This window comes from Serratia myotis (assembly GCF_027474885.1).
GTDB classification, from domain to species: Bacteria; Pseudomonadota; Gammaproteobacteria; order Enterobacterales; family Enterobacteriaceae; genus Serratia; species Serratia proteamaculans.
This window is the reverse complement of sequence record NZ_CP099707.1, coordinates 4,603,704-4,617,039: the sequence shown is the minus strand read 5'-3', so window position 1 is coordinate 4,617,039 and position 13,336 is coordinate 4,603,704. Positions and strand designations below refer to the sequence as shown.

9 protein-coding genes are annotated in these 13,336 nt (G+C 58.7%); 6 read left to right on the top strand and 3 right to left on the bottom strand.

Annotation, left to right across the window (positions count from 1 at the left end; translation table 11 throughout):
* Positions 1 to 30: 30 nt before the first annotated feature.
* The 3 genes from dksA to thpR form a co-directional block, all read right to left on the bottom strand.
* Positions 31 to 486 carry an RNA polymerase-binding protein DksA gene (gene dksA / locus NHG65_RS21750; RefSeq protein ID WP_085119044.1) on the bottom strand — a complete coding sequence of 152 codons (456 nt, stop codon included), beginning with the start codon at positions 484 to 486 and terminating at the stop codon, positions 31 to 33.
* 183 nt (positions 487 to 669) lie between these two features.
* Positions 670 to 1,377 carry a DNA/RNA nuclease SfsA gene (gene sfsA / locus NHG65_RS21745; RefSeq protein ID WP_099065278.1) on the bottom strand — a complete coding sequence of 236 codons (708 nt, stop codon included), beginning with the start codon at positions 1,375 to 1,377 and terminating at the stop codon, positions 670 to 672.
* The gene (thpR, locus tag NHG65_RS21740; protein ID WP_207977563.1) at positions 1,374 to 1,916 is read right to left on the bottom strand and encodes an RNA 2',3'-cyclic phosphodiesterase; all 543 of its coding nucleotides are present in this window, start codon (positions 1,914 to 1,916) and stop codon (positions 1,374 to 1,376) included. The genes sfsA and thpR overlap by 4 nt, the downstream gene beginning before the upstream one ends.
* An 87-nt stretch (positions 1,917 to 2,003) precedes the next feature.
* Between thpR and hrpB the strand changes: the two genes are divergently transcribed.
* From hrpB to fhuB, 6 genes are all read left to right on the top strand, one after another.
* The gene (hrpB, locus tag NHG65_RS21735) at positions 2,004 to 4,442 is read left to right on the top strand and encodes an ATP-dependent helicase HrpB (protein ID WP_499182673.1); all 2,439 of its coding nucleotides are present in this window, start codon (positions 2,004 to 2,006) and stop codon (positions 4,440 to 4,442) included.
* Between the two features lie 99 nt (positions 4,443 to 4,541).
* Positions 4,542 to 7,037 (top strand): bifunctional glycosyl transferase/transpeptidase, encoded by a 2,496-nt coding sequence (gene mrcB, locus NHG65_RS21730; RefSeq protein WP_499182672.1) that lies wholly within the window; start codon positions 4,542 to 4,544, stop codon positions 7,035 to 7,037.
* A gap of 254 nt (positions 7,038 to 7,291) precedes the next feature.
* The gene (fhuA, locus tag NHG65_RS21725; RefSeq protein ID WP_499182671.1) at positions 7,292 to 9,475 is read left to right on the top strand and encodes a ferrichrome porin FhuA; all 2,184 of its coding nucleotides are present in this window, start codon (positions 7,292 to 7,294) and stop codon (positions 9,473 to 9,475) included.
* Between the two features lie 47 nt (positions 9,476 to 9,522).
* The gene (gene fhuC, locus NHG65_RS21720; protein ID WP_099065274.1) at positions 9,523 to 10,320 is read left to right on the top strand and encodes a Fe3+-hydroxamate ABC transporter ATP-binding protein FhuC; all 798 of its coding nucleotides are present in this window, start codon (positions 9,523 to 9,525) and stop codon (positions 10,318 to 10,320) included.
* Positions 10,320 to 11,228 (top strand): Fe(3+)-hydroxamate ABC transporter substrate-binding protein FhuD, encoded by a 909-nt coding sequence (gene fhuD / locus NHG65_RS21715; RefSeq protein ID WP_499182670.1) that lies wholly within the window; start codon positions 10,320 to 10,322, stop codon positions 11,226 to 11,228. Before fhuC ends, fhuD begins: the two co-directional genes overlap by 1 nt.
* Positions 11,225 to 13,213 carry a Fe(3+)-hydroxamate ABC transporter permease FhuB gene (gene fhuB, locus NHG65_RS21710; RefSeq protein ID WP_499182669.1) on the top strand — a complete coding sequence of 663 codons (1,989 nt, stop codon included), beginning with the start codon at positions 11,225 to 11,227 and terminating at the stop codon, positions 13,211 to 13,213. The genes fhuD and fhuB overlap by 4 nt, the downstream gene beginning before the upstream one ends.
* Positions 13,214 to 13,336: the final 123 nt, after the last annotated feature.

Genomic DNA, 13,336 nt, shown 5'->3' with positions numbered 1-13,336 from the left:
AGAACGCACGCCGCAGCGGTAACAACTGTATTAGCCGGCCATCTGCTTTTCGCGGATTTCGGCCAGAGTCTTGCAGTCGATGCACAAATCGGCAGTCGGACGCGCTTCAAGGCGACGAATGCCAATCTCCACGCCACAAGAGTCGCAGTAGCCGAAATCTTCGTCTTCTACTTTCTTCAGCGTTTTCTCGATCTTTTTGATCAGTTTGCGTTCACGATCGCGGTTACGCAGTTCAAGACTGAACTCTTCTTCCTGAGTGGCACGGTCGGCCGGATCAGGGAAGTTAGCTGCCTCTTCCTGCATATGAGTTACCGTACGATCAACTTCATCCCTGAGCTGGTTACGCCATGCTTCAAGAATGCGCTTGAAATGCGACAACTGGGCGTCGTTCATGTACTCTTCGCCCGGCTTCTCTTGGTACGGCTCCACCCCAGCGATGGCGAGAATGCTCAAGGACGAGGTTTTACGGGTTTGCCCTTCTTGCATGTTGCTTCTCCTACATACACACGCACTATCGAATCCCCAATGTGGGGGAAAAACAGGCCGCTATAAATAACAGATGGGAGGTAGGTTGGCAATTATTCCTGTCGCCTGCTTGACAATGGTGTGAAGGAAGGCGTATTTGGCGACGCGTTAACCGGTTGTCGAATTATTTGTACCCGGCCAGCGCTAATCGATAAAAAACGGTAACTTATCGCAGAGAGATATACCGTCAGGTGATAATTTAGCCCCATAACAAACCACTTCTACACCCAACTGCTGAACCTGTGCCAACAGTGTCGCATAACGCTCATCTATATGATGTGCCGGTGCGACCTGCTCAATACCGCTATGTAACACAGCAAAGAACAATACCGCCCGTTGCCCGCTTTCAACCACGCTTAGCAACTCACGTAAGTGCTTCTGTCCTCTGAGCGTTACTGCATCAGGGAAGTAACCACGTTGTTGTTGCAATAATGTGACTGACTTAACTTCAATATAGCAGTTAGCTCGGTTTTCTGCCTGTAATAACAAATCGATACGACTGTTCTCACTGCCGTATTTTACTTCGCTGCTGATTTTACTGTAACCGGATAATTCATTGATTAGATTCTGTTCGATTGCCTCACGTACCAACCCATTGGCACGCAAGGTGTTCACGCAGATCCAGTCCCCCTGTTGGGTATGGGTCAGTTCCCAACTGTGGGCGTATTTGCGCTTGGGATTATCCGAAGTGGAGTACCAAACGGTGTCGCCGGGCGTGGCACAGCCGGTCATGGCACCGGTATTGGCGCAGTGCAGGGTGAAGGTTTCCCCTTCCGGGGTGATGACGTCCGCCAGAAAGCGTTTGTAACGTTTAATCAGCGTGGCGTGGCGCAGCGGTGGCGTAAAAATCATCGGGTGTCCTGATGGGTTAAAGACCATTGCTCAAGCATTTGATAACGCGTACGGCCGTTTTCAAACACTGACTGGTACAGGGCGAATTCGTCGGCGCTGAAGTTCCAGCCCGGGGTGGCGGGCGGCACGGCGACCGGTTGCGTCGCCGATCGCAGCAGAGTGATATGCGGATGAAACGGCATCGGGCTCTGATAACAGCCGCTGCGAGCCGCCTGCGATCGTAACAGCTCCGCCAACTGCAACAGCCCACGCGGGGCACGTCGGGTGCCGAGCCAAACCACGCCGGGACGCGGCCAGTGGCCGAGGTCATCCAGCAGCATGCTGAAACCGGGCTGGCTAATACGGCCCGCCAACTTTTTCAGCGCGCTCTCTTTTTGCGCCGAGACGTCGCCGAGAAAGGCCAGCGTCAGGTGCAAATTGGCTGCTGCGACCGGCCGACCGACTTCCGGCGCGAAGGCTTCGGCACGCCAGCGGATCACCTGTTGCTGCAGTGCATCAGGCAAGGTCAGGGCGAAAAACAGGCGGCGCGAACTGGACATGGGGCCCCGGCAAGTGGCAAGTGAATGAAACGCAGACTCTAATGCTACAATGTGCGCCGTCCAATGTTAACCACTACGGAGAGTTCTGTGTCTTCACTGCCCGTCAGCGCGGTTCTTGATGAATTGCTCACTGCGCTGCAATCCGCCCCGCAGGTGCTGCTGCATGCGCCGACCGGTGCCGGTAAATCGACCTGGCTGCCGCTGCAGATCCTGGCTAAAGCCGGGCTGCCGGGCCGCATCATCATGCTCGAACCGCGGCGGTTGGCGGCGAAAAACGTGGCGTATCGGCTGGCGCAGCAGTTAGGCGAAGAACCTGGCCAGACCGTGGGGTACCGCATGCGCGCCGAAAGCAAAACGGGGCCAAATACCCGGCTGGAAGTGGTGACCGAAGGCATTCTCACCCGCATGCTGCAGCAGGATGCCGAGTTACAGGGCGTCTCGTTGGTGATCCTCGATGAATTCCATGAGCGTAGCTTGCAGGCCGATCTGGCATTGGCGCTGCTGCTGGATGTGCAGCAGGGGCTGCGTGACGATCTCAAACTGCTGATCATGTCGGCGACGCTGGATAACGCCCGCCTGTCGCAGTTGCTGCCACAGGCACCGGCGGTGGTGTCCGCCGGGCGTAGCTTCCCGGTCGATCGCCAGTATCAACCCCTGGCCAGCCATCAGCGGCTGGAGGACGGCGTGGCCGCGGCGGTTAAGCGCCTGCTGTCGGAACAGACGGGATCGCTGCTGCTGTTTCTGCCGGGCGTTGCAGAAATCAACCGGGTGCTGGAGCGCTTGAACGGCGAAGTGGCTGCCGATACCGAACTGTGCCCGCTGTACGGTGCCTTGCCGTTGGCGCAGCAGCAGAAAGCGATTCAACCGGCCCCGGCCGGGCGGCGTAAAGTGGTGCTGGCGACCAACATCGCCGAAACCAGTCTGACCATCGAAGGCATTCGGTTGGTGGTCGACAGCGGCCTGGAGCGGGTGGCGCGTTATGACGTGCGTAATGGCCTGACGCGGCTGGTGACACAGCGTATCAGTCAGGCGTCAATGATCCAGCGCGCCGGTCGTGCCGGGCGTCTGGAGCCGGGTATCTGCTGGCATCTGTTTGCCAAAGAGCAGGCAGAGCGGGCGGCAGAGCACGCCGAACCGGAAATTCTGCAAAGTGACCTCGCCGGTTTCTGGCTGGAGTTGCTGCAATGGGGCTGCCATGACGTCGGGCAACTGACCTGGCTCGATCGGCCACCGGAAACGGCGTTGGCGGCAGCCCGGCGGCTGTTGCAACGGCTGGGTGCCACCGATGACGGCGATAAACTCACCTCGCGCGGTCGGCAGATGGCCAAATTGGGCTGTGAGCCACGGCTGGCAGCGATGCTGACCCACGGCGCAGAGCGCGGGGCTGATGGGCTGGCGACGGCCGCCGCGCTGGCGGCGTTACTGGAAGAGCCACCGCGCGGCGGACAAATGGATATCGGCTACTGGCTGAGCCGCCCACAGCCGAACTGGCAACGCCGGGCGACTCAGCTTGCCCGCCGCCTGCAGGTGAAAAGCGGGCAGGTTGACGTTGAGATGGCCCCGCGCCTGCTGGCGTTGGCATTTACTGACCGTATCGCCCAACGGCGTGGGCAGGATGGCCGTTACCTGTTGGCTAACGGCATGGGGGCGGCGATGAATCAGGATGAGGCGTTATCGCGAGCGCCCTGGCTGATTGTCCCCAGCCTGCTGCAGGGGCATAACAGCCCCGATGCCCGTATTCTGCTGGCACTGCCGGTGGAGATTGAAGCGCTGGCAGCGCAGTTACCGGCGATCGTTTCCCAGCAAACCGCCGTGGAATGGGATGAAGAAAAAGGCACGCTGCGCGCCTGGAAGCGCCAGCAGATTGGTCGTTTGACGCTGCGTGCCCAGCCGCTGGCCAAGCCGGGGGCCGAAGAGCTGCAACAGGCGCTGCTTAACTGGGTGCGTGCCCAGGGTGTGGTGGTGCTTAACTGGGATACCGCTGCCGAACAGTTGCGCCTGCGTTTGCAGTGCGCACAGAACTGGCTGCCGGAGGCTGACTGGCCACCGGTCGACGATGACTCGTTACTGGCATCGCTGGAGCAGTGGCTGCTGCCGTCGCTGAGTGGCGTGCGTGACATGCGTGGGCTGAAACAGGTGAATATCGCCGAGGCCCTGGCGCGGTTGTTGAACTGGCAGCAAAAGCAGCGGCTGGATAATGCGCTACCCACTCATTACACTGTGCCGACCGGCAGCCGATTGCCGATTCGCTATGATGCCGGCAAACCGCCGGCGCTGGCGGTGCGTTTACAAGAAGTGTTCGGTGAACAGCGCAGCCCGATGCTGGCCGAGGGTCGCATCCCGGTGGTGCTTGAGTTACTCTCACCGGCGCACCGGCCGTTGCAAATCACCGGCGATCTGGCAGCGTTCTGGCAGGGCGCTTATCGGGAAGTGCAAAAAGAGATGAAAGGGCGTTACCCGAAGCACGTGTGGCCGGACGATCCGGCGAATACCGCCCCCACGCGGCGCACGAAAAAATATCAGTAAACGAATTCAGATGTTTCTTCTGTTCAGCGGCCTGACGGCGCGACAGATTAAGCGACTTATAATGGCCGGCAGTGCCGCCAAGTCTGGAGAGCAACAGCAATGGCTGGGGATGACCGCGAGCCCATAGGGCGCAAAGGGAAACAACCAAAACGCACCGCGTCGCGCAAGCCGCCGCGCCGTCGTCGAGATGACGATTACGATGATTACGAAGAAGACGAGTACCAGGATGACGATGATGATTATGAAGACGAGGAAGAACGCATGCCACGTAAGGTAAAAGCGACTCCGCCGCGTAAAAAACGCCGCTGGCTCGGCCTGCTGATCAAATTGATCCTGGTGGTTGCCGTCCTGTTGGCGATCTACGGCGTATACCTGGATTCGCAGATCCGCAGCCGCATTGACGGCAAGGTCTGGCAGTTGCCGGCGGCGGTTTATGGCCGTATGGTCAATCTGGAACCGGGCATGCCGTACAGCAAAAAGGAAATGGTCGATCTGCTGGAGGGCATGCAATACCGTCAGGTTAGCCGCATGACGCGCCCGGGCGAATTTACCGTGCAGGCCAACAGCATTGAGATGCTGCGCCGTCCGTTTGATTTCCCGGACGGTAAAGAAGGGCAGATCCACGCCCGTCTGGATTTCCAGAACAACCGTCTGGCGAAAATCGAGAACATGGAGAACCAGCGCAGTTTCGGCTTCTTCCGCCTCGATCCGCGCCTGATCACCATGTTGCAGTCACCGAATGGCGAACAGCGTCTGTTCGTACCGCGTGCCGGCTTCCCGGACCTGCTGGTGGATACGCTGATCGCCACCGAAGACCGTCACTTCTATGAACATGACGGTATCAGCCCCTATTCCATCGGCCGTGCAGTACTGGCTAACCTGACCGCCGGCCGTGCGGTACAGGGCGGCAGTACCCTGACGCAGCAGTTGGTGAAAAACCTGTTCCTGACCAATGAACGCTCGCTGTGGCGTAAGGCCAACGAAGCTTACATGGCGTTGCTGGTGGATTACCGTTACAGCAAGGATCGCATCCTTGAGCTGTACCTGAACGAGGTGTATCTCGGCCAGAGCGGCAACGATCAGATCCGTGGTTTCCCGCTGGCCAGCCTGTATTACTTCGGCCGCCCGGTGGATGAACTGAGTCTGGATCAGCAGGCGCTGCTGGTAGGCATGGTCAAAGGGGCGTCGCTGTATAACCCTTGGCGTAACCCGAAACTGGCGCTGGAGCGCCGTAACCTGGTGCTCAAACTGTTGCAGAACCAGGGTGTTATCGATGCCGAACTGTATAACATGCTCAGCGCACGACCGCTGGGTGTGCAGCCGAAAGGCGGGGTGATCACCCCGCAGCCGGCGTTTATGCAGATGGTGCGTCAGGAGCTGCAAGCCAAGCTGGGCGATAAGGTTAACGACCTGTCCGGGGTGAAAATCTTCACCACGCTGGATCCGGTTTCGCAGGACGCAGCGGAAAAAGCGGTTGAAGACGGTATTCCGGCACTGAAGGCGGCTCGCCACGTTCAGGATCTGGAAGCGGCGATGGTGATTGTCGATCGCTTCAGCGGTGAAGTCCGCGCCATGGTTGGCGGTGCCAACCCGCAGTTCGCCGGGTTTAACCGTGCGATGCAGGCGCGCCGTTTGGTCGGTTCATTGGCCAAGCCGCCAACCTACCTGACTGCGCTGTCCGAGCCGGATAAATACCGCCTGAATACCTGGCTGGCAGACCAGCCATTAACGCTGAAACTGCAAAACGGCACCGTCTGGCAGCCAAACAACTATGACCGTAAGTTCCGTGGTCAGGTGATGTTGGTGGACGGACTGGCCTTCTCGCTCAACGTTCCTACGGTGAATCTGGGCATGGCGGTGGGGCTGGATCAAATCAGCGCCACACTGCAACGCCTGGGCATTCCGAAAGCGGAAATCAATCCGGTACCTTCTATGCTGCTCGGCGCGATTGGCCTGACGCCGATGGAAGTGGCGCAGGAATACCAGACCATCGCCGGTGGCGGTAACCGCGCGACGTTGTCAGCGGTGCGCTCAGTGATCGCCGAAGACGGTTCGGTGCTGTACCAGAGCTTCCCACAGGCGGAACGCGTGGTGCCGGCACAGGCCGCCTACCTGACGCTGTACGCCATGCAGCAGGGCGTAGCACGCGGGACCTCCCGTTCACTGTCGGTGAAATTCCCCAACTACAACCTGGCGGCGAAAACCGGGACCACCAACGATCTGCGCGACAGCTGGTTTGCCGGCATCGACGGTAAAGAAGTGGCTATCGCCTGGGTTGGCCGTGATAACAACGGTCCGGCCAAGCTGACCGGTGCCAACGGTGCGCTGACCCTGTATCGCCGTTATCTGGAGAACCAGACGCCGCTGCCGCTGATGTTGCAGCCGCCGGAAGGGATCAACCAGATAGCTATCGATTCTGGCGGTAACTTTGTCTGTGGCGGTGGTGGGCGCTCCATCCCGGTGTGGACCGACAACCCGCAAGGTCTGTGTCAGGCAAGCCAGGCAGCTCAGCAACAGCAACAACAGCAGGCTGCGGGTGAGCAGAAAGATGCTGACGGCGTCGCCGGTTGGATCAAGGACATGTTCGGTAAGTAAGCGGCTAATCATGTAAAGCGCTTAGGTGAAAAGTTTTTCTTTGTTATTAAGCCCGTAACTTTCTGTTGCGGGCTTTTTTGTTTCTCTGCGCAGTTTATTTCCATCTGGTTAATGGGGCTAACCGATTAATCGCACACCAATTTACCTGCTGAATTCGACTTGCAGTTTAATTTAGCTTCTGCATAAAATGCCGCGATTATAATAATTATTATCGTTTACATTCGTTATCAAATAATTCATCAGAGAAACCACCTATGTCGACCAAGCGTCTTTCATCTTCTGCGGCCAAGCAGGGCCGCATTCACGTCAGTGGGGTGGCGATGACTATCGCTGCCGCACTTGGCACGCTGGCAACGCCGGCATTCTCCGCCGACGTCAAGGAAGACACGATTACCGTAGTAGGTAGCAGCCAATCACAGCAGGAAAGCGCCTGGGGGCCGGTCGGCACCTATGCGGCCAAGCACAGCGCCACCGGCACCAAAACAGATACCCCTTTGGTAAAAACGCCGCAGTCGGTGTCCGTGGTGACGCGCGAAGAAATGGATATGCGCCAGTCGGAGACGGTGAAAAGTGCGCTGGCTTATACGCCGGGCGTGATGGTGGGTAACCGTGGGGCCTCTACCGCTTACGATGCGGTGAACATTCGCGGATTCAGTTCGGTCGGTACCAATATGTACCTCGACGGCCTGAAGCTGCAGGACGACAACTACTCCATTTACCAGATTGACCCTTACTTCCTGGAGCGCGCCGAAGTGCTGCGCGGTCCTTCTTCGGTGCTCTATGGCAAGAGCAACCCGGGTGGGGTTGTCGCTCTGGTCAGCAAACGTCCCACGACCGAAAGCCTGCGTGAAGTTCAGTTCAAAATGGGCACCGACAATCTGTTCCAGACTGGCTTCGACTTTGGCGGCGCCCTGGATGATGACGGTGTTTATTCTTACCGTTTGACCGGCCTGGCGCGTGATGAAGACCAGCAGCAGGTGGGCGAAAAGAGCAAGCGTTACGCTGTCGCACCCTCTTTCAGCTGGCGGCCGGATGATCGTACCTCCCTGACTTTCCTCAGTAGTTTCCAGGATGACCCAAGCGTGGGCTTCTATGGCTGGCTACCGAAAGAGGGCACGGTGCAAAATGGCATCAACGGCAAGCTACCGACCAGTTTTAACGACGGTGAGCCGGGCTATAACAACATCTCGCGCAAGCAACAGATGATCGGTTATGCCTTCGAGCATGGTTTTGACGACGTGTGGACGGTGCGCCAAAACCTGCGTTACTCCAAGATGGATGTCGATTACCGCTCGATCTATGGTCAGGGCATCAGTCCGACGAATCCGGCTGAGTTAACGCGTGGGGTGATGAATTCGAAAGAGCATTTGTCGAGTTTTGCGGTGGACACCCAGGCCCAGGCAAAATTTGCCACCGGGCTGGTTGATCACACCTTGCTGATGGGCGTGGACTACATGCGCATGCGTAATGACGTGGTTTATCAGTATGGCAGCGCTTCCAGCCTGAATGTGGTGGCACCGGAGTACGGCAATCAAAGCTATACCATTACCGGCGGCGCCAGCCAGGTCAATCGTCAGGAGCAAACCGGGCTTTACGTACAGGATCAGGCCGAGTGGAATCAATGGGTGCTGACCATGGGGGGACGCTATGACTGGAGCGATACCAACAGCACCAATCGCTTGACCGAGAACTCGGTATCCCGGCAGAAGGACAATGAATTCACCGGCCGGGCTGGCTTGAATTATGTCTTTGAAAACGGTATTGCGCCTTATGTCAGTTACAGTGAATCCTTTGAGCCAATGTCAGGCACGGATGTCAGCGGCAACACCTTCGCTGCCTCCAAAGGGAAGCAGTATGAAGCCGGCGTGAAGTATGCACCGAAGGATCGCCCTATCACTGCCAGCATGGCGATCTACCAGTTGACCAAAACCAACAACAAGGTGGCGGACCCGAATAATAAATTCGCCAGCATTCAGGGCGGCGAGATCCGTTCCCGTGGTGTTGAATTTGAAGCCAAAGCTGCGCTGTCGGCCAACCTTAACCTGCTGGGCTCTTATACCTACACGGATGCCGAGTACTCCAAGGACACCACACAGCAGGGCAATACCCCGGCCGCCATTCCAAAACACATGGCCTCACTGTGGGCGGATTACACCTTCCATGAAACCGCCATCAGCGGTTTGACTCTGGGGTCTGGCGTTCGCTATGTCGGCTCCAGCTATGGGGATGAGGCCAATACCTTTAAAGTGAAGGATTACACGGTGGTTGATGCCGCGATAAAATACGATCTGGCGCGTTTCAATCTGCCGGGCTCCTCGATTGGTATCAATGTGAACAACCTGTTTGATAAAGAATACGTCTCCAGCTGCTTTGCCACCTATGGCTGCTATTGGGGCGCAGAACGTCAGGTGGTCGCCACCGCAACCTTCCGCTTCTAATCGGATAACCGGGGCGGCGTCTTGTCGCCCCGGACAAAGTAGGACCTATGCCGGATAAACATCTCAATCACGACGCCACCTTTACCCTGAATAACGCCAGCTTTGCCGTTCCCGGCCGCGTCCTGCTGCAGCCCTTGTCGCTGACCTTTCCTGTCGGCAAAGTTTGTGGGCTGATCGGCCATAACGGCTCCGGCAAATCCACGCTGCTAAAGATCCTTGGCCGTCATCAAAGCCCTACCAGCGGCAGTGTATTGCTCAACCAGCAACCGCTGAGCCAGTGGGACAGCAAAGCCTTTGCACGTCAGGTTGCCTATCTACCCCAGCAACTGCCGGCCGCAGAAGGCATGACGGTGCGTGAACTGGTGGCGATTGGCCGCTACCCGTGGCACGGTGCGCTGGGCCGTTTTGGCGCTAACGATCGCCAGCAGGTGGAAGAGGCGATTGCGCTGGTGGGCCTGAAGCCCTTCGCCAACCGCCTGGTGGACAGTTTGTCCGGTGGTGAACGTCAACGCGCCTGGCTGGCGATGATGGTGGCGCAGGACAGCCGCTGTCTGCTGTTGGACGAACCCACTTCGGCGCTGGATATCGCCCATCAGGTTGAGGTGCTGGCGTTGATCCAGCAACTTAGCCATCAACGCGGCCTGACGGTGATTGCCGTGCTGCACGACATCAATATGGCGGCGCGCTACTGCGACCATCTGGTGGCGTTGCGCGGCGGCGAAATGATTGCACAGGGCACGCCACTGGATCTGATGCAGGGCGAGGTACTGGAACAAATTTACGGTATTCCTATGGGAACGCTGCCACATCCAAGCGGCGGTGCGCCGGTGAGTTTTGTCTACTGATGGCTGACTCCTCTCATATTCATCATGATGCCGTACGCCGTCGCCTGTTAGCGGCCATGGCGCTTTCGCCCTTGCTGTTTTCCCTGCCGGGACAAGCCGCTGCAACGCCGCCGGACCTTTCGCGCATCGTGGCGCTGGAATGGTTGCCGATTGAGCTGCTGCTGGCGCTGGGAGTTACGCCGTTAGCGGTTGCTGATATCCATAATTACAACCTGTGGGTGGAAGAGCCGAAACTGCCTGCTTCAGTGATTGATGTCGGCCAGCGTACCGAACCTAACCTCGAGCTGTTGCAACAGCTTCAGCCCTCGCTGATGCTGCTGTCGAAGGGCTATGGCCCGACGCCGCAAAAGCTGGCACCGATTGCTCCCAGCATGAGTTTTAGCTTCAACGACGGCAGTGGCAAGCCGCTGACGGTCGCCAGGCAGTCATTGCAGGCGTTGGCGCAGCGGTTGGGGCTGGAAACCCGGGCGGTGCAACATCTGGCGCAGTTTGATCGCTTTATTCAGGATGCGCGTCAGCGTCTGCATTCCTATACCCGGCAACCGCTACTGATGTTTTCGCTGATGGATACCCGCCATGCGCTGATCATTGGTCAGAACAGTTTGTTCCAGGAAGTGATGGATCAGCTTGGAATAAAAAATGCCTGGGAAGGGGAAACCAACTTCTGGGGTACGGCGGTTGTGGGCATAGAGCGTCTGACGGCGGTGAAAAGCGCACGGGCGATTTATCTCGACCACGGTAATCAAGAGATGTTGAAAAAGGTCAGTTCCACCCCGCTATGGCAGGCATTGCCGTTCGTCCGGCAGGATCAATTGCGCCAGGTACCGGCGGTGTGGTTCTACGGGGCGACGCTGTCTTCGATGCGATTTTGTCATCTGCTGGAGCAGGCGCAGGAGAGTTATTCATGAGCGCACGCATCCGTGCATTCCCGCTGACCCTGGTACTGCTGCTGTTGGCGACGGCCGGCGGCCTGACGATCTGCAACCTGTTGCAACAACTGCCGTGGGCAGGGTGGGGGCAGGCGTTGACTACGCCGAATATCGACGATGTACGCCAAATGCTGTTCCATTACAGTCTGTTGCCAAGGCTGTCGGTCTCCCTGTTGGCCGGAGCCGGGTTAGGGCTGGTCGGCGTGCTGTTCCAGCAGGTCTTGCGCAACCCGCTGGCGGAACCGGCGACGCTCGGGGTTTCCGCCGGGGCACAGCTCGGGCTGACTATCGCCACGCTGTGGATGCTGCCAGGCGGTGAGCTGACCCGCCAGTTGGCCGCCATGGTCGGGGCGGTGGTGGTCGGCGGGCTGGTGTTCGGCGTGGCCTGGGGCAAACGCATGTCGCCGGTGACGCTGATCCTGGCCGGATTGGTGCTGGGGCTATACTGCGGTGCGGTCAACAGCCTGCTGGCGTTGTTCAATTACGATCAACTGCAGGGCGTGTTCCTGTGGAGTACCGGCGCACTGAATCAGCAAGACTGGAGCACGGTGCAGTTTATCCTGCCGCGCCTGCTGGTGGCCGGGGTGTTGGCGGTGTTGCTGCTTCGCCCACTGACGCTGCTGGGGTTGGATGACGGCGTAGCACGTAATTTGGGGCTGGGCCTGTCGATGGCGCGTTTCTGCGCATTGGCGCTGGCGATTATCTTCAGTGCCATGCTGGTGAATGCCGTTGGCGTAATCGGTTTTATCGGCCTGTTTGCCCCCCTGATGGCAAAAATGCTGGGCGCACGCCGGTTGGCGCACCGCATGATGTTAGCCCCGTTGCTGGGGGCGCTGCTGTTGTGGTTAACCGATCAGGTGATGATCTGGCTGACGCAGGTATGGCGCGAAGTCCCGACCGGTGCGGCCACCGCGCTGTTTGGTGCACCGCTACTGCTATGGCTGTTGCCGCGGCTGCGCAGTGCCTCTACGCCACCACCGATGAATCTGGGCGATAGGGTGCCGGCTGAACGTGGTCATCTGTTGGTGTGGGTGGCGTTGGCGGGGGCCGTGTTATTCGCTGGTCTGACTGTGGCGCTGATGTTGGGGCAAAACGCTGCCGGTTGGCACTGGAGTCATGGTGCCGAGCTGGAGTCGCTGATGCCGTGGCGCTGGCCACGGGTGTTGTCGGCGCTGGCCGCGGGGATGATGCTGGCGGTAGCAGGCACCTTAATCCAGAAGTTGACCGGTAACCCGATGGCCAGCCCGGAAGTGCTGGGCATCAGCTCGGGGGCCGCCTTCGGCGTGGTGATGATGCTGTTGATAGTCCCGGGAGATGCTTTTGTCTGGCTGCTGCCGGCCGGGAGCCTGGGGGCTGCCGGTACCCTGCTGGTGATCATGGTTGCTGCCGGGCGCGGGGGGTTCTCCACCGAGCGCATGCTGTTGGCCGGTATTGCGCTCAGCACGGCGTTTACCACCACCATTTTCCTGCTGTTGGCCAGTGGCGACCCGCGCACCGGTGGGCTGCTGACCTGGATTTCCGGCTCTACCTATGCGGTGACGCCGGAGCAGGCGGTGCGAACGGCGATCATTGCGGCAGTGTTGATTGTGCTGGCGCCGCTGTGTCGGCGTTGGCTTAGTATCCTGCCGCTCGGCAGTGCCACTGCCCGTTCGGTGGGCATAGCCCTGACGCCGGTGCGCTTGAGCATTCTGCTGCTGGCCGCCACGCTGACCGCCATGGCAACACTGACCGTGGGGCCGCTGAGCTTTATTGGTCTGATGGCACCGCACATGGCGCGTATGCTGGGCTTCCGCCGCGCGTTACCGCAGATGGTGATTGCCGCACTGTTGGGCGGGTTGCTGATGGTGTTCGCCGACTGGTGTGGACGCATGGTGATGTTCCCGTACCAAATTCCCGCCGGGCTGCTGGCGACCTTTATCGGCGCACCGTATTTCGTTTACCTGCTGCGTAAGCAAACCTCGTAACCGATATCGGAACTCCGGTTTCTGCCCTCAAAGGCTCAGCATTGCTGGGCCTTTGTCTTTTGTGTTTTCAGACTGTTGCAACGCTTTGCGTAAGGTTGTGCAGAAACGGGATTTAACGAGGAA